At 71.7% G+C, this 19,170-nt stretch carries 17 protein-coding genes; 7 read left to right on the top strand and 10 right to left on the bottom strand.

Going from position 1 to position 19,170, the window contains the following annotated elements:
• Nucleotides 1-2 precede the first annotated feature (2 nt).
• The 5 genes from cseC to OG885_RS20335 form a co-directional block, all read right to left on the bottom strand.
• Nucleotides 3-1,349 (bottom strand): two-component system sensor histidine kinase CseC, encoded by a 1,347-nt coding sequence (cseC, locus tag OG885_RS20355; protein ID WP_405733567.1) that lies wholly within the window; start codon nt 1,347-1,349, stop codon nt 3-5.
• Between the two features lie 11 nt (nt 1,350-1,360).
• Nucleotides 1,361-2,065, bottom strand: a complete 705-nt coding sequence (gene cseB / locus OG885_RS20350; RefSeq protein ID WP_329336337.1) for a two-component system response regulator CseB — start codon at nt 2,063-2,065, stop codon at nt 1,361-1,363.
• 136 nt (nt 2,066-2,201) lie between these two features.
• Nucleotides 2,202-2,924 (bottom strand): hypothetical protein, encoded by a 723-nt coding sequence (locus tag OG885_RS20345; RefSeq protein ID WP_405733563.1) that lies wholly within the window; start codon nt 2,922-2,924, stop codon nt 2,202-2,204.
• Complete coding sequence (locus OG885_RS20340) at nt 2,909-3,451, bottom strand: SigE family RNA polymerase sigma factor (protein WP_399952043.1); 543 nt, start codon at nt 3,449-3,451, stop codon at nt 2,909-2,911. The genes OG885_RS20345 and OG885_RS20340 overlap by 16 nt, the downstream gene beginning before the upstream one ends.
• Nucleotides 3,452-3,687: 236 nt before the next feature.
• Entirely contained in the window at nt 3,688-4,632 is a 945-nt protein-coding gene (locus tag OG885_RS20335; RefSeq protein WP_405733559.1) for an A/G-specific adenine glycosylase, read from the bottom strand.
• Nucleotides 4,633-4,813: 181 nt separating this feature from the next.
• Here OG885_RS20335 and OG885_RS20330 point away from each other — a divergent pair, with 181 nt between their 5' ends.
• The gene (locus tag OG885_RS20330; RefSeq protein WP_405733556.1) at nt 4,814-5,641 is read left to right on the top strand and encodes a hypothetical protein; all 828 of its coding nucleotides are present in this window, start codon (nt 4,814-4,816) and stop codon (nt 5,639-5,641) included.
• Nucleotides 5,642-5,661: 20 nt separating this feature from the next.
• Here OG885_RS20330 and disA read toward each other — a convergent pair whose 3' ends face one another.
• From disA to OG885_RS20315, 3 genes are all read right to left on the bottom strand, one after another.
• A complete protein-coding gene (gene disA / locus OG885_RS20325) occupies nt 5,662-6,786 on the bottom strand; it encodes a DNA integrity scanning diadenylate cyclase DisA (protein ID WP_399952036.1) in 1,125 nt (374 codons plus the stop codon).
• 82 nt (nt 6,787-6,868) lie between these two features.
• The gene (gene radA / locus OG885_RS20320) at nt 6,869-8,278 is read right to left on the bottom strand and encodes a DNA repair protein RadA (RefSeq protein ID WP_405733553.1); all 1,410 of its coding nucleotides are present in this window, start codon (nt 8,276-8,278) and stop codon (nt 6,869-6,871) included.
• A gap of 80 nt (nt 8,279-8,358) precedes the next feature.
• Nucleotides 8,359-9,045: a hypothetical protein gene (locus tag OG885_RS20315; RefSeq protein WP_405733550.1), complete on the bottom strand. Its 687-nt coding sequence runs from the start codon at nt 9,043-9,045 to the stop codon at nt 8,359-8,361.
• 188 nt (nt 9,046-9,233) lie between these two features.
• On the opposite strand from OG885_RS20315, the gene OG885_RS20310 reads away from it, so the two are divergent.
• On the top strand, nt 9,234-10,931 hold the full coding sequence (locus OG885_RS20310; RefSeq protein WP_405733547.1) for a BACON domain-containing protein: 1,698 nt from the start codon (nt 9,234-9,236) through the stop codon (nt 10,929-10,931).
• Between the two features lie 72 nt (nt 10,932-11,003).
• On the opposite strand, the gene OG885_RS20305 is transcribed toward OG885_RS20310, so the two are convergent.
• Nucleotides 11,004-11,798 (bottom strand): hypothetical protein, encoded by a 795-nt coding sequence (locus OG885_RS20305; protein ID WP_405742799.1) that lies wholly within the window; start codon nt 11,796-11,798, stop codon nt 11,004-11,006.
• 206 nt (nt 11,799-12,004) lie between these two features.
• Here OG885_RS20305 and OG885_RS20300 point away from each other — a divergent pair, with 206 nt between their 5' ends.
• From OG885_RS20300 to ilvD, 4 genes are all read left to right on the top strand, one after another.
• Nucleotides 12,005-12,937 (top strand): Ppx/GppA family phosphatase, encoded by a 933-nt coding sequence (locus OG885_RS20300; RefSeq protein ID WP_399952021.1) that lies wholly within the window; start codon nt 12,005-12,007, stop codon nt 12,935-12,937.
• 153 nt (nt 12,938-13,090) lie between these two features.
• Nucleotides 13,091-13,915, top strand: a complete 825-nt coding sequence (locus tag OG885_RS20295; protein WP_405733544.1) for a sugar phosphate isomerase/epimerase family protein — start codon at nt 13,091-13,093, stop codon at nt 13,913-13,915.
• On the top strand, nt 13,912-14,520 hold the full coding sequence (locus tag OG885_RS20290) for a TetR family transcriptional regulator (protein WP_405733541.1): 609 nt from the start codon (nt 13,912-13,914) through the stop codon (nt 14,518-14,520). Before OG885_RS20295 ends, OG885_RS20290 begins: the two co-directional genes overlap by 4 nt.
• A gap of 101 nt (nt 14,521-14,621) precedes the next feature.
• On the top strand, nt 14,622-16,475 hold the full coding sequence (gene ilvD, locus OG885_RS20285; protein WP_405733538.1) for a dihydroxy-acid dehydratase: 1,854 nt from the start codon (nt 14,622-14,624) through the stop codon (nt 16,473-16,475).
• 52 nt (nt 16,476-16,527) lie between these two features.
• Here the strand turns inward: ilvD and OG885_RS20280 are convergent, their stop codons facing one another.
• A complete protein-coding gene (locus tag OG885_RS20280; RefSeq protein ID WP_405733535.1) occupies nt 16,528-18,630 on the bottom strand; it encodes a serine/threonine-protein kinase in 2,103 nt (700 codons plus the stop codon).
• Nucleotides 18,631-18,811: 181 nt separating this feature from the next.
• Here OG885_RS20280 and OG885_RS20275 point away from each other — a divergent pair, with 181 nt between their 5' ends.
• Nucleotides 18,812-19,132 carry an SH3 domain-containing protein gene (locus tag OG885_RS20275; protein ID WP_405733532.1) on the top strand — a complete coding sequence of 107 codons (321 nt, stop codon included), beginning with the start codon at nt 18,812-18,814 and terminating at the stop codon, nt 19,130-19,132.
• Nucleotides 19,133-19,170 lie beyond the last annotated feature (38 nt).

Raw genomic sequence — 19,170 nt, 5'->3', positions numbered from 1 at the left:
CCTCACGGCATCATCGGATAGCTCCCCGTGTTCGTCGGCGCATGCTCCGGCAGCCACAGCACCGCCACCGCACCCTCCGCCCGCACCCCTTCCGGCGCGCCCGCCGGTCTGATGTTGCGGAAGGTGAGCCGGGCGCCCAGCACCCGGGCCTGGCCCGCGGCGATGGTCAGACCGAGGCCGTGGCCGTGCCCCGCGCGGTCCGCGCTGCCCGTGCGGAACCGGCTCGGGCCCTCGGCGAGGAGGTCCTCGGGGAAGCCCGGGCCATGGTCGCGGACGCGTATGACGCGGCCCTCGACGGTGACCTCGATCGGCGGCTTGCCGTGCCGCGCGGCGTTGGCGAGGAGGTTGAACAGGACGCGCTCCAGGCGCCGCGGGTCGGTCGTGACCATCGACTCGTGCACCACGCGGACCTCGATCTCCGGGTCCTTGGCCGTCACCCGCCGGCTGACGAACTCGCCCAGCAGGATGTCCTGCAACTCCGCCCGCTCGGACGCGCTGTCCAGGCGGGCCACCTCCAGCACGTCCTCGACGAGGGTGCGCATCGCCTTCGCCCGGTCAAGCACCAGCTCCGTGGGCCGGCCGGGCGGCAGCAGCTCGGCCGCCGTCAGCAGGCCCGTCACCGGGGTGCGCAGTTCGTGCGCGATGTCGGCGGTGACCCGGCGCTCGGCCTCGATGCGCTGCTGGAGCGCGTCCGTCATCGCGTCGACCGCGCTCGCCAGGTCGTCGGTCTCGTCCCGTACGACACCGCCGATGGCGTCCCGCACCCGGACGTCCGTCTCGCCGCTAGCGACCTGTCCCGCGGCGGTCGCCGCCTTGCGCAGCCGGCTCGACAGGCGGCCGCCGATGAGGACACCGAGGGCGCTGCCGCCGAGGACCACCGCGATGGAGCCGATGACCAGGGCCTGGTCGAGGTCGTTGAGGATGTCGGTGCTGCGGTCGGTGAACGTGGTGTGCAGGGAGAGCACGTTTCCGTCGGCGGCCGGTACGGCGGCCCAGATGTCCGGCTCCCCGCCCGGCCGGTCGGTCACATAGGTGGCCCGGCGCCCGTGCTCGACCTTCTCCCGCAGCTGCGCCGGCAGCGCCGAGTCGTTGATCTTGACGTTGGGGAACGGGTTCGGTCGTTTGTACTGGTCGTAGTTGCGCTGGGCGATCTGGATGCGCTCGTCCGCGAGATCGCGGGCGTTGTCCAGCATCGAGACCCGGGCCGCGTTGTGCACGACCAGGCTCAGCGCGATCGCGACGAGTGCGCCGACGAACGCGATGGCGGCGCTGAGCTTCCACCGCAGTCCCGTACGAATGCCCGTACGCTCCAGCCGCGCCGGAACCAGGCGCTGAAATGTCCCCCGCATGTCCGCCCCGCTCAGGCCTTCAACTTGTAGCCGAAGCCACGGACCGTCTCGATGCGGTCCTGGCCGATCTTCGTCCGCAGTCGCTGCACATGGACGTCCACCACGCGCGTGTCACCACCCCACCCGTAGTCCCACACGCGCTCCAGGAGCTTGTCACGGGACAGGACCGTGCCCGGCGCGGAGGAGAACTCCAGGAGCAGGCGCATCTCGGTCGGAGTGAGCGCCACCGGCTCGCCGGACCGGCGCACCTCCATGCCCTCGGTGTCGATCTCCAGCTCGCCGAACGTCAGCACCCCGCCGTCCGCCGCCGACGCGGACTCCTCACCCCGGTCACCACCGCCCGCGTGTCCGAAGCGGCGCAGTACCGCGCGGATCCGGGCGACCAGCACGGCGCCGTCGAACGGCTTCGTCACATAGTCGTCGGCTCCCGCCTCCAGGCCCAGCACGACATCGATGGAGTCCGCGCGCGCCGACAGCATGATCACCGGCACGGTCGACTCGTCCCGGATGCGCCGGCACAGGCTGACACCGTCCAGGCCCGGGACCATGACGTCCAGCAGGGCGATGTCAGGGCGGTTCGCCCGGAACGCCTCCAGGCCCGACAGGCCGTCGGGCATAGCGGTGACCGCGAAGCCGTCCCGCTCCAGGGCGAGCTGGGTGGCCTCGCGGATGACGTCGTCGTCCTCGACGAACAGCACGTGAGTCTGGTCTGCCATCCCGCTGCTCTCTGTCCTTGGTCGTCTGATTCGGTCTTGGGTCGTCTGTGTCGTCTGCGTCGTCTGCTTCGGTCCTGCAAGGTGATCGTTCCGGAGGGCCCGATCGGTTCACGGGATCCGGAGCGTTTTTCGAAATTCAGGTCGTCGGCACCGGACTGGGCGTGTCCTCGGAGGGCCCGTCGGACGTCTCGCCGTACTCGCTGTACTGGTCCCAGCGCTTGACGAACCGGCCTGCCGACCAGTGGTAGATGAACACGTACTCGCCGGAGGGTGCCGCCACCGCGTCGCCCTTCTCGTACACCTGCTTGTCCACCACCAGGTCGCCGCGGTCGATCTGCGCGTAGACCGGGGGCTCCTCGGCCTTGAACACATTCTCGTACGCGCCGTCCTGAAGGCGATACACGTACGCCCCTATGCCGATGATGTCGCCGCAGGTCAGCACGTTGACCACGACGTCACGCGCGGTGCCGCCGGTCAGGTCCCCGGAGGTCACGTCGACGGGCGGGTCGTCGCCGGTGCAGGGCTGGAGGTCGTTCTTGACCTCCGCCGAGACCGCGGGGTCGTCCTTGAGCAGCTGGGCGGCCTCCGTCTTGGTCAGATTGCCGGAGTACGAGGCCTTCGCCGAGGGTGCGGTGCCCGCCGCCATCTCCGAGCCGGCCGAGGTCTCGACATGGGCCGGGCCCTCGTCGCGCGTGCCGGTGCCGCCGGTGGCGCAGGCGGAGACGAAAAGGGCAAGGGCGGCGAGTACGGCCACCGCCGTCATCGCCGCCTGGAAAGCGCCCCGCCCCGGTACGGGGTCGGGGTCGGCGCCGAATGTCCCGTCGGCGCCGCGGGCCCTGTCGGTCAGGCCGCCGTGCAACGCTCCCGCTCCTCACGCTCCAGCGCGCGTGCGTCCAGATCGCGGCTCTCCAGCTCCTCGCGGAGCCGGGCGAGGGCCCGGTGCAGCGTGCTCTTGACCGTTCCGGCCGACATGCCGAGGGCGGCGGCCGTCTCCTCTGTGGACATCTGCTCCCAGTGTCGCAGGACGACCACGGAACGCTGCTTGGGGGCGAGCACCTTCATGATGTCCATCAGCAGGGCGCGGTCCGCGTGCTGCTCGGTGGCGTCGTCGACCGAGGCGTCCGGGAGCTGCTCGGTCGGCACCTCCTCCAGCTTGCGGGCCCGCCACCACTCGGTCCGGGTGTTGATCATGACCCGGCGCAGATAGGCGTCCGCGAGCCGCTTGTCCTCGATGGTCTCCCAGCGGCCGTACGTCCGTGCCAGCGCCGTCTGCAGCAGGTCCTGCGCGTCGATCGGGTCCGGGACCAGGCGACGGGCGCTGCGCAGCAACGCGTCCTGCCGGGTGCGGACGTACTCCTCGAACTCGAGCACCTCTCCCTGCGCCATGATCGACCGCCTCCATCCCCGTTTCCGACTTGCCTGCCGCCGGTTCCTCATTGCCTGTGTGCCGCCGTCCTGCGGTACGCCAATGAAGCTACGGAGCGGTTGTCACGGGGCTGTGCGGAGCAGCGCGCGGCTAGCCCTCGGCTGTCCGTCGGTTGTGTAACGGAAGCAGGAAAGGGGTAAACCGGCGCAGCGAATGGCGCCGGTTTGGGGGGATTTGGGGCGGTGTCTGTGCGGCGTTACGTCAACGGCAGCCGATACAAACCGCCCGACAGCGGCTCCACGAGCCCGTCCGCGACGAGCCCGTCCAGGGCCCGGGCGCGCTGCACCGGCTCGTGCCAGACCCGGTCGAGCGCGGCCTGCGGCACGGGCGCGTGCGCCTCGCGCAGGACCGCCAGCAACTTGCCGCGCACCTGGCGGTCGGTACCGGCGTACGTCTGTCCGCGCCGCGGCGGACCGTCGTGCTCGGGCTTGCCCGCGAGCCGCCAGGCGCACTGCGCGGCGATCGGGCAGCGGTGGCAGGACTCGTTCTTGGCGGTGCACACCAGCGCGCCGAGCTCCATGGAGGCGGCGGCCCAGCGGGACGCGGTGGGCTCGTCCGCCGGCAACAGGGCGCGGGCCAGCTTGCGTTCGGCCGCGGTGGTGGCGTTCGGCGGGTACTGCACTCCGGTGACGGCCCGCGCGAAGACCCGCCGGACGTTGGTGTCGAGGACCGCGTGCCGCTGCCCGTAGGCGAAGGAGGCGACGGCCGCCGCCGTGTACTCGCCGATGCCGGGCAGCGCGAGCAGCTGGGCGTGGTCGGTGGGTACGTCGCCGCCGTGCCGTTCCGTTATCGCGACGGCGGCGCCGTGCAGACGCAGCGCGCGCCGCGGATAGCCGAGCCGGCCCCAGGCGCGTACGGCCTCGCCGGGCGCCTCCTGGGCGAGGCCGGCGGGGCGCGGCCAGCGGGCCACCCACTGTTCGTAGACCGGCAGGACGCGGCTGACCGGCGTCTGCTGAAGCATGAACTCGCTGACCATCACCCCCCACGGCCCGGCCTCGGGGCGCCGCCAGGGCAGATCACGGGCGTGCTCGTCGAACCAGTCGATGACGGGGGCGTGCAGATGCTCTCCGGCGGGGGCGTCGGCGGCGGCTTCGGCTTCGGCTTCGGAGGGGGCGGGGGGTGTGGTGATGGGCGCAGTCATGGCCTTCCGATCCTGCCATGCGGGGGAGGGGGTGCGGGGGCACCGCCACCCCTGAGGCCCGGCCGCACCCGGCGAAAGGCAAGGGGGAACACCCGCGTCCGGAACGATGATCCGGAAAAGTTGTGATCTCCCGCGGCGGGTAGGGGCAGCGGAGGCGCCGATCTCTCGTACAGTTTGCGCCGTGGGATCTCTGCGCAATCCGGTCGGGCCGCTTCCCTCCACCATCTACTGGCGTCGGAGGGCCGTACTGCTGTCTGTATTGGCCCTGTTGGCGCTGCTGATCGCGTGGGTGGTGACCTCGGGCGGCGGTGGTGGCAAGAACGGCGCCGACGGGACCAACGGCAAGAATCCCGCGACCTCCATCACCCCCGGGCCGACGAGTTCCGGGCCGGCGATCAGCCAAGCCCCGGGCGGGCGCGACGAGTCGAGCGGTGGCGGCGACTCCGGTGGATCGGGGTCCGGCGACGCGTCCGGTGACGGCTCCGGGTCGACGGCGGGTTCCGGCGCGTCCGGCGGCTCCGGTTCAGGCGACACGGGCGGCGCGGCCGGCGGCGGTGCGGGCAGCGGTGTCGGTCAGAACGACACGGTGCCTGCGGGCTCCACCCTGCCCAACTGCACGCCGGGCGCGGTGAAGTTGACCGTACGCAGCCTCCACAACGGGTACGAGCCCGGTGAGACGCCCACCCTGCTGGTGACCGCGGCGAACACCTCCGGCGGCGACTGCAAGGTCGATCTCGGGCCGAAGAGCGCGGTGTTGACGATCACTCAGGCCGCGGAGGACGACGACTACTGGTCGTCCGCCGACTGCCCGAAGACCGCGGGGAGCCTGGTGTTCCGGGCGCCGGCCGGCAGCAGCATCACGTACACCGTGAAGTGGGACCGCAAGCCGAGCGCGCCGCAGTGCGCGACGCCGCCGGCGGGGGTGGCGGGAGCAGGGACGTATCTGGTGGAGCTGGCCGCGCCCGGCTTCGCGAAGGTGCAGACGTCGTTCGTGCTGGAGAGCGACTGAGGGGCGGGCGCGCTCGGTTGTTACACGTACCGTTCCAGGATCGAGCTCTCCGCCAGCCTCGACAGGCCCTCGCGGACGCTCCTCGCCCTCGCCTCGCCGACCCCGTCGACCGTCTGCAAGTCGTCCACGCTTGCCGCGAGGAGCTTCTGCAGGCCGCCGAAATGCTCCACCAGGCGGTCGATGATCGCGCCGGGGAGACGGGGGACCTTGGCCAGGAGGCGGAAGCCCCGCGGGGACACCGCCGAGTCCAACGCCTCCGGTGAACCCGTGTAGCCCAACGCCCTTGCCACCGTCTGGAGTTCGAGCAGCTCCGCGTGGGTGAGGGCGTCGAGTTCGTACAGGGCCTCTTCCACCGTGCGGGAGCGCTTGGCGGTGGGCTCGGGGACGTAGTCCCGGACGACCAGCTCACGTTCCGGCTCGACGCCCGCGATCAGCTCGTCGAGCTGGAGGGCCAGGAGGCGGCCGTCGGTGCCGAGTTCGACGACGTACTCGGCGATCTCCGTGGCGATCCGGCGGACCATCTCCAGACGCTGGGCCACCGCCGAGACGTCCCTGACCGTGACCAGGTCCTCGATCTCCAGCGCCGACAGCGTGCCCGCGACCTCGTCCAGGCGGAGCTTGTAGCGCTCCAGGGTCGCCAGGGCCTGGTTCGCGCGGGACAGGATCGCCGCGGAGTCCTCCAGGACGCGGCGCTGGCCGTCGACGTAGAGGGCGATCAGACGCATCGACTGGGAGACCGAGACGACCGGGAAGCCGACCTGCTTGGAGACACGGTCCGCCGTGCGGTGGCGGGTGCCCGTCTCCTCCGTCGGGATCGTCGGGTCCGGGACCAGCTGGACGCCGGCCCGCAGGATCTTCGAGCCGTCCGTGGAGAGCACGATGCCGCCGTCCAGCTTGCACAGCTCACGCAGGCGCGTGGCCGTGAACTCGACGTCCAGGACGAAACCGCCCGTGCACATCGGCTCCACCGTCTTGTCGAATCCGAGCACGATGAGCCCGCCCGTGTTGCCGCGGAGAATCCGCTCCAGGCCGTCGCGCAGGGCCGTGCCGGGTGCCACGGCGCTCAGTGAGGCGCGCATCAGGCCATCGGCACCGGAGCTCCCGCCGGACTTTCCGGGAGCTGCTGCCCGGTCGTTGGCTGCCACTGCACTCCTCCGGTCGCAGGTTCTTCTGGTGCCCCCGCTTCGCACATTCGGTTCGTACGGACGGGCGAGACCAGGGCAAAGTCTACCGGCGCTCCTCCGCGTCCTGTGGGGCCTCTCGCCGACGCGAGCGCGGAAGGACTCTCAGGGCGTCTCCTATGTCGGCGACTTCCAGGACCTTCATGCCGGGAGGGATCTTGCCGGGGTCGCCCGGCACGAGTGCGTGGGTGAAGCCCAGACGGTGCGCCTCGGCCAGGCGGCGCTGGACGCCCGTGACCCGTCTGACCTCGCCCGCGAGGCCCACTTCACCGATCGCGACGAGGTTCTTGGGCAGCGGGGTGTCGCTCGCCGCGGAGGCCAGCGCGAGGGCGATGGCCAGGTCCGCGGCGGGCTCCGAGAGCTTCACCCCGCCGACCGTCGCGGAGTAGATGTCCCGCTTGCCGAGGGCGCTGATCCGGCCCCGCTGCTCCAGGACGGCCAGCATCATCGAGACGCGGGAGGTCTCCAGACCGGAGGTGGTGCGCCTGGGGGAGGGGATCTGTGAGTCGACCGTCAGCGCCTGGACCTCGGCCACCAGGGGGCGGCGGCCTTCCAGGGTGACCGTCAGACAGGTGCCGGGGACCGGTTCGTCACGACGGGTCAGGAAAAGTCCGCTTGGGTCGGCAAGGCCGGTAATGCCCTCGTCGTGCAGTTCGAAGCAGCCGACCTCGTCCGTCGCGCCGTACCGGTTCTTGACGCCCCGGACCAGGCGCAGGCGCGCGTGCCGGTCGCCCTCGAAGGAGAGCACCACGTCCACCAGGTGCTCCAGCAGGCGCGGGCCCGCGATCGCGCCGTCCTTCGTGACATGGCCCACCAGGAGCGTGGACATGCCGCGGTCCTTGGAGGCCCGGATGAGCGCGCCCGCCACCTCGCGCACCTGGGCCATGCCGCCGGGGGCGCCGTCGATCTCCGGTGAGGCCACCGTCTGTACGGAGTCCAGGATGAGCAGGGACGGCTTCACCGCGTCCAAGTGGCCGAGGACGGCGGCCAGGTCGGTCTCCGCGGCGAGGTACAGATGGTCGTCGATGGCCTTGATGCGGTCGGCGCGTAGGCGGACCTGGCTGGCCGACTCCTCGCCGGTGACGTACAAGGTGCGGTGCTCGTCGCTCGCCGACTTGGCCGCCACGTCGAGGAGGAGCGTGGACTTGCCGACTCCGGGCTCGCCCGCCAGCAGCACGACCGCGCCGGGGACCAGGCCGCCGCCGAGCACCCGGTCCAGCTCGGGTACGCCGGTGGAGCGGGCGGTGGCCTGACGGCCGTCGACCTGGCCGATGGGCACGGCGGAGGTGGTGACGCGGCCGGGTGCCGTCGTACGCACCGCGGGCGCGCCGTACTCCTCGACCGTGCCCCATGCCTGGCATTCGGGGCAGCGGCCGAGCCACTTCGCCGTCTGCCAGCCGCACTCCGTGCAGCGGAAGGCGGGGCGGTCCTTGGCGGTCTTCGTACGGGCAGCCATGACGAAACCGTAGCCGCCCGCACTGACAACGTCCGCCAGGGCTCAGTTTCCGCGCTCCCTCACCCCCGCGAAGAGGTGCCTCACCTCCGCACCTGCGTGCAGTCGACCTCCACGTCGGCGCCGTACGGTTCGATCGTGGTCTTCGTGCCGTTGGTGGTGCCGGACAGGCACAGCGAGCCGCCCATCACCCGCAGGTCGAGCGTGAACTCGACGCCATCACGCGCGCGTTGCGGGCCGTCGATGCGCTCGTCGAGATAGCCGAGGCCGCGCAGGACCGTGGCGACGTCTCCCGGCGCCGGGTCGGCGGGGCCGGCGGCGAGAGCCTTCGTGATGCGACCGGCGTGCTGGTCGGCGTCGCACTTCTCGACGGAGCTCAGCTCGATCTCCTGGAAGGCCTCCTCGGGGTCGCGCGGCTCGCTCGTGGGCGGCGGCTCGTCGGGGAGGGGCAGTTCGTCGGGGAGGGGCGCATCGGAAGGGATCTCTTCCATGGCTTCCGACTCCTCCGGGGGCACCGCGGTCGGAAGCTCCGGCAGGCACGGCTCGGCGACCGTGTTGAGGAGCATCATGAACGCGAGGAACTCGGAGTCGCCGGACTCGTCGTCGGCCGGGTCGGACCGGGGCGTGGGAGAGGCGGAGGAGCCCGGCTGGACCCGGTCGACCTCGGTCCGCGCGGACGCGTCCGCCGCCCGCTCGGTGCCGCAGCCCGCGAGCGCGAGCCCGCACGCTGCCGTCAGCGCCGCGATCGGCATCAGGGAAATTCGTCTCATGCCCGAAGTCTGTGAGCGCGCCGTGAGCCGGACATGAGTACGGCTACTCAGGAAATGGCGTACGTCACACTCAGATCGCCGGAACAGAGGGTTCCTGTCCCCTTATGAGGGATCGTTTCACCCGTACGGAGTAAAAGTGCTCAAGGTGCGGGAAGGGGCCAACTGCCGCGTCCTACGGTCCACGGGTGATGAGCAGCAGTCCGCAGACCTCGACCCGCACCACCGGCGCACATCGGGCGCAACGGGAGGCGCGCGACCGCGGTGCCGCGCGCACGCTCGCGCAGCGCACACCCGCGCGCTACGAGCCGTACCTGGACGGCCTGTTCACCTACTGCCTGTCCGTCCTGTGCGACCACGACGCCGCCACCGCCGCCCTGGGCGACGTCCTGGCCCTCGCCGAGAAGCGCCGCGGCCCGGACGCGGCCGGCGACCGCCGGGCCTGGCTGTACGCGCTGGCCCGCTGGGCCTGTCTGCGCAAGCTGGCCGAGGCCAAGCAGAAACGTCAGGCCACCCACGCGGCGGGCCGCCACACCCCGCACCGGGACCCGGCAGGCCCGCCCGTCTCCGAGCAGGTCCAGGAGGAGCGCCGGCGTGAACTCGCCCTGCTCGCCTGGCCGGAGGCGGCCGGCACCACCCCGGAGCAGCGCGAGGCCCTCGAACTCGCCGTGCGCCACCACCTCGCCGCCCACGAGGTGGCCGCCGTCCTCGGCATGGATCTGACCGCCGCCCGTGAACTGCTCGCGGCAGCCGCCTGCGAGGTCGAGCGCACCCGCGCGGCCCTCGCTGTCGTGGAGACCGGCACCTGCCCGGGCGTCGCCCGCCTCACCGGTGACCACCAGCTGGTGCTCAGCACGGCCGTGCGCCGTGAACTCGTCCGGCATGTCGACGACTGCCCGCGCTGCCGCCGTACCGCCGAGCGCGCGGTCAGCTGCCGTTGGCCCGGCGCGAGCGTCACCCCCTCGGAGCTGCCCGTCCTGGAGGCGCCCCGCGCGACCCTGCACGTCGCCATGGCACACCTCCCGCGCGCGCGGGGCGCCGCCGCGCCGCGCTTCGACCGGCGTGGTTTTCCCATGGACCCGAAGGACCGCGCGGCCCGCCGCGACCGCCTCCGCGCGCGTGCCGTGACCACGACCGTCGTCGCCACCGTCGTCGCCGCCCCGGTGCTGGCGCTGTGGGCCGCCTACCGGGGCACGCCCACCGCCGAGGGCGCCGAGGGCCGCTCGGCCTCCGCCAGTGAGGCGAGCGGCCCGGGCGGCCTGGACGGCGAGGCGGTCGGCGACGGCTACGAGAACGCGGCCAACGCCAGCATCCGGCCCGGCGACCGCTTCACCAAGGGCACCAAGCCCGATGTGTCCGTGGAGGTCATCAGCGTCACCGGCGCGGGCAAGAAGGGCGCCGGTCACCTGGAGGTGGCGGCTGGCCACAGCGGCGACACCACGCTGATCACCCTCACCGCCACCGGCGACACCCCGGTCCGCTGGTCCGCGACCACCGGCGCCTCCTGGCTCTACCTCAGCCAGTCCTCGGGAACCCTCGCCCCCGGCGAAGCGTTGACGATCAAGGTGTACGTGGACCATCTGCGCGAGCCGTCGGGCTACTGGAGCGCGCGGGTGGCCGTGTCACCGGCCGGAGCCGTCGTCTCCATCGAGGGCTACGGCACCGCGCCCACCCCGACCGACCCCGGCACCCCCGCCGACCCGCCGCCCTCGTCCTCCGACCCCGACCCGACGCCCACGACCTCGGCACCCACGGACCCGAGCCCGAGCGACCCACCACCCTCGTCGTCCGACCCGGACCCGACCCCTACGGACACGGCACCCTCGGACCCGGCGAGCTCGACCCCGCCGCCCAGCGGCAGCGGCGACCCGAGCCCGTCGACGTCGTAGACCGGTCGCCGAATGGAGCGGTCAGCCCACGGGGCGAGTGGGAGGCGCCCGCAGCCCCGCGCGATACGCCCCTCAGCCCACCGGATCCGCGGGATGCGGCGCCAGCAGGGGCAGCTGCGAGGCCAGCCGCTCCTCGCACAGCTCGACCAGGCGGTCGTAGCCGGCCTTGCCCATCATCTCGGTCAGCTCCGGGCCGTAAGACACGTACACCGGGTCGCCCGCGCCGTGCGCCGAGGTCGCCGACGTGCACCACCAGTGCAGGTCATGGCCGCCCGGACCCCAGCCGCGCCGGTCGTACTCACCGATCGACACCTGAAGCACCCGGGTGTCGTCGGGCCGGTCGATCCACTCGTACGTCCGCCGCACCGGAAGCTGCCAGCAGACGTCCGGCTTGGTCTCCAGCGGCTCGCGGCCCTCCTTTATGGCCAGGATGTGCAGCGAGCAGCCCGCGCCGCCGGCGAAGCCGGGACGGTTCTGGAAGATGCACGAGCCCTGGTAGGGGCGGGTCTGCCGGTCACCGTCCTCGTCCTCCGAGATCCAGCCGTGCTCGGTGCCCTCGTCGTGGAACTGCCAGATCTCCGGCGTGAGCCTGGCCACATGACCGGCCACCCGCTTCTCGTCGTCCTCGTCGGAGAAGTGCGCTCCGAGCGTGCAGCACCCGTCGTCCGCGCGGCCCGCCTGGATGCCCTGGCAGCCGCTGCCGAAGATGCAGTTCCAGCGAGAGGTCAGCCATGTCAGATCGCACCGGAAGACCTGCTCGTCGTCTGCCGGATCAGGGAATTCCACCCACGCGCGCGCGAAGTCGAGCCCCTTCTCGTCCGCGGCCCGGGCCTTCTTCGACATCTTCGGCGACTTCACCTCGGTCATCAGCTGCGTCTTCTGGGAGTCCGCCGATGACTGCACCGACGCCTGCCCCGACGACTTCACCTGCGACTTCGCCCGCGAAGAAGCATCGGAGGCCGTAACGGCCTGCTCATTCTTCGCCTTTTTGGTCTTTGGCACGCGTCCAGGGTAAGTCGCCCAGGACGGCTCCGGGGACGGCGCCCGTCCCGGCTGGCAGTAGCGTTCCGTACATGAGACTCGGTGTCCTCGACGTGGGATCGAACACGGTGCATCTGCTGGTGGTGGATGCGCACCCTGGCGCACGCCCGCTGCCCGCGCACTCGCACAAGGTGGAGCTGCGCCTGGCCCAACTCCTCGACGAGGCCGGGGCCGTGAGCCCCGAAGGGGTCGACCGACTGATCGCCGTCGTCAAGGAGGCCCTCCAGGCCGCCGAGGACAAGGGCGTCGAGGACCTCCTGCCGTTCGCCACCTCCGCCGTGCGCGAGGCCAGCAACGCCGACGACGTCCTCGCGCGCGTGCAGGCCGAGACCGGCGTCGAGCTCCAGGTCCTCACCGGCGCCGAGGAAGCCCGTCTCACCTTCCTCGCCGCCCGCCGCTGGTTCGGCTGGTCGGCCGGGAAGCTGCTCGTCCTCGACATCGGCGGCGGCAGCCTGGAGATCGCGTACGGCATCGACGAGGAGCCCGACGCCGCGGTCTCGCTGCCGCTCGGCGCCGGCCGCCTCACCGCGGGCTGGCTCCCGGGCGACCCGCCGGACCCGGAGGCGATAAGGGCCCTGCGGCGTCATGTCCGCGCCCAGATCGCCCGCACGGTCGGCGAGTTCAGCCGCTTCGGCGCCCCCGACCATGTCGTCGCCACCTCCAAGACCTTCAAACAGCTGGCCCGTCTCGCCGGCGCCGCCCGCTCCGCCGAGGGCCTCTACGTCCAGCGCGAGCTGAAGCGTGAGTCCCTGGAGGCGTGGGTACCCCAGCTGGCAGGCATGACGGAGGCGCAGCGCAGCGAACTCCCGGGAGTCTCGGAGGGCCGAGCCGGACAGCTCCTCGCGGGCGCCCTGGTGGCGGAGGGCGCGATGGACCTGTTCGGGGTGGAGAAGCTGGAGATCTGTCCCTGGGCGCTGCGAGAAGGCGTGATCCTACGCCGACTTGATCACATGGGCTCGGTGTAACACCCCAGGGGCGCGGGGCTGGGACATTTGCGACTCCGCCGCGGGGCGCGACAAGCCACAGCGCACCCGCACCCGCACCCGCCCCGTGGCAAACCCCACAACGGCGAACAGGCACCCCGCACCCACCCGACCCAACCCTTTAGGCTGACCCCCGTGGCAGAACCAGTCGTACGGATCCCGGATGCGAAGGTGGCGCTCTCCACGGCCTCCGTCTACCCGGAGTCCACGGCGACGGCCTTCGAGATCGCCGCACGCCTCGGCTACGACGGCGTAGAGGTCATGGTGTGGACCGACCCCGTCAGCCAGGACATGGAAGCCCTGCGCAGACTGAGCGACTACCACCGGATCCCGATCCTCGCCGTGCACGCCCCCTGCCTGCTCATCACCCAGCGCGTCTGGTCCACCGACCCCTGGGTCAAGCTCCAGCGTGCCCAGGCCGCCGCCGAGAAGCTGGGCGCGAGCACGGTCGTCGTCCACCCCCCGTTCCGCTGGCAGCGCCAGTACGCCCGCGACTTCGTCGAGGGGATCTGGCGGATGGCGAACGAGACGGACGTGCGGTTCGCCGTCGAGAACATGTACCCCTGGCGCTACCGCGACCGCGAGATGCTCGCGTACGCCCCCGACTGGGACGTCACCAAAGAGGACTACCGGCACTTCACGATCGACCTCAGCCATTCCGCGACGGCCCGTTCCGACGCGATGGAGATGGTCGACCGCATGGGCGACCGCCTCGGCCACGTCCATCTCGCCGACGGACGCGGCTCGGCCAAGGACGAGCACCTCGTCCCCGGGCGCGGCAACCAGCCCTGCGCCGAGCTGCTGGAACGTCTCGCCCTGACCGGCTTCGACGGCCATGTCGTCATCGAGGTCAACACCCGGCGCGCGATGTCCAGCGCCGAACGTGAGGCCGACCTGGCGGAGGCGCTGGCGTTCACCCGGCTCCATCTGGCGTCGGCCGTGAAGGTGCCCCGGCCGTGACCGACGGCGCGACCGCGCGACGCCGGGGCCGACCTCCTCGTACGGAATCCGCCGGAACCCGCGACCGCATCCTGGCCGCCGCCCGCGAGGAGTTCTCCGAGCGCGGGTACGAGAAGACGTCGGTGCGCGGCATCGCCAAGGCCGCCGGGGTCGACTCGGCCCTGGTCCACCACTACTTCGGCACCAAGGAGCAGGTCTTCGAGGCGGCCGTGGAGGTGGCCTTCGCGCCGGCGCTGATCGTGCGGGACACCGTGCTCGAAGGGCCGCTCGACGACGTCGGCGAGCGGATGACCCGGGTGATCTTCGGGCTCTGGGAGAACCCGGTGACCCGCAAGCCGCTGCTCGCGATCGTCCGGTCGGCGGTCAACAACGAGGCCGCCGCCACTGTCTTCCGCCGCCTGGTCTCCGCGCAGCTGCTGCGCCGCATCGCCGGTGAGCTCGACGCCCCGGACGCGGAACTGCGCGCCGAACTGGCGGCCGCACAGCTGGTCGGGATCGCGATGCTCCGGTACGTGATCAAGGTGGAGCCGCTGGCGTCGGCGGACGTGGAGCAGATCATCGCGCGGGTGGCGCCGGTGGTGCAGGGACACCTGACCGGGCCCTGAGCGCGAGATGCGCGTCCCGCATTCCGGACACCTCGTCCCGCCCCCTGGATGACCGGCGTACGCTCAATAGCAGCCACAACTGTCTGAAGGAGCGAGCGACGATGCCCGAGCTGAGGTCCCGCACAGTCACCCACGGCCGCAACATGGCGGGCGCACGCGCCCTGATGCGCGCCTCCGGTGTACCCGGTGCGGACATCGGCCGCAAGCCGATCATCGCCGTCGCGAACTCCTTCACCGAGTTCGTGCCGGGCCACACCCACCTCCAGCCGGTCGGCCGGATCGTCTCCGAGGCGATCGTCGAGGCCGGCGGCATCCCGCGCGAGTTCAACACGATCGCGGTGGACGACGGCATCGCGATGGGGCACGGCGGCATGCTGTACTCCCTCCCCTCCCGCGACCTGATCGCGGACTCGGTCGAGTACATGGTCGAGGCCCACTGCGCCGACGCCCTGATCTGCATCTCCAACTGCGACAAGATCACGCCGGGCATGCTCAACGCGGCCCTGCGTCTGAACATCCCGACGGTCTTCGTCTCCGGCGGCCCGATGGAGTCCGGCCGCGCCACCCTGGTGGACGGCACGGTCCGCACGCTCGACCTGGTCGACGCGATCTCCGACGCCGTGAACGACAAGATCTCGGACGAGGACATCCTCCGTATCGAGGAGAACGCCTGTCCGACCTGCGGCTCCTGTTCCGGCATGTTCACCGCCAACTCGATGAACTGTCTGACGGAGGCCATCGGCCTCTCGCTCCCCGGCAACGGCTCGGTCCTGGCCACGCACACGGCCCGCCGCCGGCTGTACGAGGACGCGGCCCGTACGGTCATGGACATCACCCGGCGCTACTACGAGCAGGACGACGAGACGGTCCTGCCGCGTTCGATCGCCACCTTCGCGGCCTTCGAGAACGCGATGGCCCTGGACATCGCCATGGGCGGCTCGACCAACACGATCCTGCACCTGCTGGCCGCGGCCCAGGAGGCGGAGGTCCCCTTCGGCCTCGACGAGATCAACGCCGTCTCGCGCCGCGTGCCGTGCCTGGCCAAGGTCGCGCCGAACGTCGCGAGGAACCGCACGTACTACATGGAGGACGTGCACCGCGCGGGCGGTATCCCGGCCCTGCTGGGTGAACTGCACCGCGCCGGCCTCCTCAACGAGGACGTCCACTCGGTGCACAGCCCGTCCCTGGCGGACTGGCTGAAGACGTGGGACGTCCGCGGCGGCTCCCCTTCCGCCGACGCGGTGGAACTGTGGCACGCGGCCCCGGGCTGCGTCCGCTCCGCCGAGGCCTTCTCCCAGTCGGAGCGCTGGGACACGCTGGACGAGGACGCGGCGGGCGGCTGCATCCGCTCCGCCGAACACGCCTACTCCAAGGACGGCGGCCTCGCGGTCCTCAAGGGCAACCTCGCGGTCGACGGCTGTGTCGTGAAGACGGCCGGCGTCGACGAGTCCATCTGGACCTTCGAGGGCCCGGCGGTCGTCTGCGAGTCCCAGGAAGAGGCCGTCCAGAAGATCCTCCTGAAGGAGATCAAGGAGGGCGACGTGGTGGTCATCCGCTACGAGGGCCCCAAGGGCGGCCCCGGCATGCAGGAGATGCTCTACCCGACCTCGTACCTGAAGGGCCGCGGCCTCGGCAAGGCCTGCGCCCTCGTCACCGACGGCCGCTTCTCCGGCGGCACCTCGGGCCTGTCGATCGGCCACGCGTCCCCGGAGGCCGCCGCGGGCGGCACGATCGCCCTCGTCGAGGACGGCGACCGCATCCGCATCGACATCCCGAACCGCACGATCGACCTCCTCGTCGACGACGCCGAGCTCGCCCGCCGCGAGCAGGCGCTGGGCGGGGCGTACGTCCCCAAGAACCGTGAGCGCAAGGTCTCGGCCGCGCTGCGTGCCTACGCGGCGATGGCCACGAGCGCGGACAAGGGCGCGGTGCGGGACGTGTCGAAGCTGGGCTGAACCCTCTGAGCCACGGGGCCGCCTCCGCTTTCGGGGGCGGCCCTTTCGGCTGCTACCAGGCCGACGGGTTCTGCGCGTCTACGGCGAAGATGGTGCCGTCGGGGGCGGTGGCGTAGGCGTGGCCGTCGGTGAGGACGGGTACCGGCAGTGAGGACGTCACCTGGTCCGCGTGCGGGCCCAGCCGCGGCGGGGTCTGCCCGAGCAGCCGTCCGCCGGCGGCGGAGACGGCGAGCAGCCGGCCGTCGGGGGCGGTGACGTACACCCGGTGGCCGTCGCTGAGCGGTGCCGAACCCTGGCTCACGGCCGTCTCGAGCGACCACAACCGCTTCTTCGCGCTCATGTCGACGGCGACCAGCGAGCCGCCCGTGCCCAGCAGCCAGACGCGGTCGCCCCGCACGGTGGCCTGCGCCTGGTCCACGGGTACGGCCAGCGACACGCGCCGCACCGCCCCGGACTCCGGGTCGTAACGGACCACGGCACTCGTCTCGCCGTAACTGCCGCCGTCGGCAAGGAAGAAGACGCCGCCGTCCGAGGTGCCGACGGGGCGCAGCGCCCCCGCCAGCCGGTCGTCCCGCTCGACCTCGCCCGAGGCCGGGTCCACTCGCGTCACCCGCGTACTGGTTCCGTCAGCGGATCTGGTCGTGCGGTAGGCCCAGACGCTGTCCGGGAACGGCGCGAAGCTCGCGTCGGCCGAACCGGGCAGCCGCTTGCGCCACTTGACCTCGCCCGTCGCGCTGTCGACGCCGGTGGCCCTGCCGTCGGCGCCGGTCAGCAGCAGCGTCCCGCGGGCGTGGGCGAAGCCCCGGTACGCGGACAGGTCGAGCTTCCAGCGGGTGGTGCCCGTCGCCGGATCGAGCGCGAGCAGCCGTCGGCCCGTGTGGGTCACCACGTGCGCCAGGCCGCCGGAGAAGACCGGCGGCTCGCTGGGGGAGTCGCCGTCGCCGAGCGAGTGGCGCCACAGCACCCGGCCATCGGCCGGATCGAGACCGGTGACCAGCCCGCTCTGCACGCACAGCAGCCGCCCGCCGCCGTACGAGCACCGGGGCAGACCGCCCTCCGCGCCCTTCGGTCGGGTGGCCCATGGGCTGAACCCGGCGGACGTGGCCGGCGCCGCACTGCTCCGCGGACTCGCGCCCCCGTCGCCGACGAACTGGACGGAGGCCAGCGCCGCCAGCGCGACGAACCCCAGAGCCCCGGCCCCGATCAGCGCCCGCTTGCCCGGCCGCCGGCCACCCCGTCTCTTCTTCGACGCCACGGGGGGCGGTTCCGGCTGCCCGGGCGTCTCGCCGGTGCGCTGGGCGGGGATGAACACCTGGGTGTCGTACGAGGCCGCGACCGACCGCAACTCCCGCATCAACTCGTCGGGCGTGGGCCGGTCCTCGGGCTCCTTGGCCAGACAGCGCTCGACCAGCGACGCGAGATTCTCCGGTACGTCGGTCAGGTCGGGTTCGTCGTGGACGACCTGGTAGGCGACGACATACGGGCTGTCGGAGTCGAACGGCCCCCGACCTGTGGCCGCGTGGACCATCACGGATCCCAGCGCGAAGATGTCGGCGGCGGGGCCGACGGCCCGCGGTCGCCGGAACTGCTCGGGCGCCATGAAAGGCGGGGTGCCGATCAACTTCCCCGTCTCGGTGCGTAGTTCGCTGTCCTTTGGCCGAGAAATGCCGAAGTCGATGACCTTGGGCCCGTCCTCGGCGAGCAGCACGTTGCTCGGCTTGAGATCCCGGTGGACGACCCCGACCCGGTGGATGTCGCGCAGCGCCTCGGCCAGTCCCGCCATCAGCCGGCGCAACTGGGCCGCGGGCATGGGGCCGTTCCGCTTGACCTCGTCGGCGAGGGTCGGCCCGGGGATGAACAGGGTTGCCATCCAGGGCCGTTCGGCCTCCGGATCGGCGTCGACGACGGGCGCGGTGAACGCCCCGCTGACCCTGCGCGCCGCGGAGATCTCCTGCCGGAAACGTCCCCTGAACTCGGGATCCCTGGCGAATTCGGCGTGTACGACCTTCACCGCGAGCGTCATCCCCGAGGCGCTGCGCGCACGATGCACGACACCCATGCCACCGGAGCCGAGACGTGCTTCCAGGCGGTAGTGACCGGCGTATTCGGGAAGTTCCGCTTCCGCGCCCGCTCCGGTGTTCTGCTGTGGCGCCATGGGACCACCCCCGTGCTGTTCGTCCGCGTGCGCGACGCACGGAGCCTAGTCGATGACTCGTACGAGACAGAGGCGGCTTGCTAGCGTTCGTGTTCGAGTCGCGCACGTCTGTTTCGGGACGTGCCACGGGGGAATCAATGGGGCCCACGACAAGCGTGGGGCTCAACGGGGGAGGGTCTTCATGTCGGTTGATCGTGTCGAAGAGGTCGGGGGCGCCGAGCAGGAGATCGCCGTGACGGCGACAACGACCGTGCGCTACTACTCAGTCGCGCCCGGGGTGCGGCTCAACGTCCGCAGCGGACCGGGCACCACCTACTCCATCGTCGACGTACTGTCCGAGGGGGCGAAGGTCGCGATCCTGTGCCAGACGCCCGGCACGACCATCACGGGCCCGTACGGCACGAGCAACATCTGGGACTCCATCGCCAACGGCAAGTACGTCTCGGACGCCTATGTGAACACGGGCAGTGACGGCTACATCCGTCCGCGCTGCTCGGTCTGAACCGGTGCCTTCCGGCAGCGACGGCTACCTGGCCGGCC

This window comes from Streptomyces sp. NBC_00028 (assembly GCF_045041065.1).
Classification (GTDB): Bacteria; Actinomycetota; Actinomycetes; order Streptomycetales; family Streptomycetaceae; genus Streptomyces.
The sequence above is the reverse complement of the archived record's forward strand: the minus strand, read 5'-3'. Positions and strand labels throughout refer to the sequence as shown.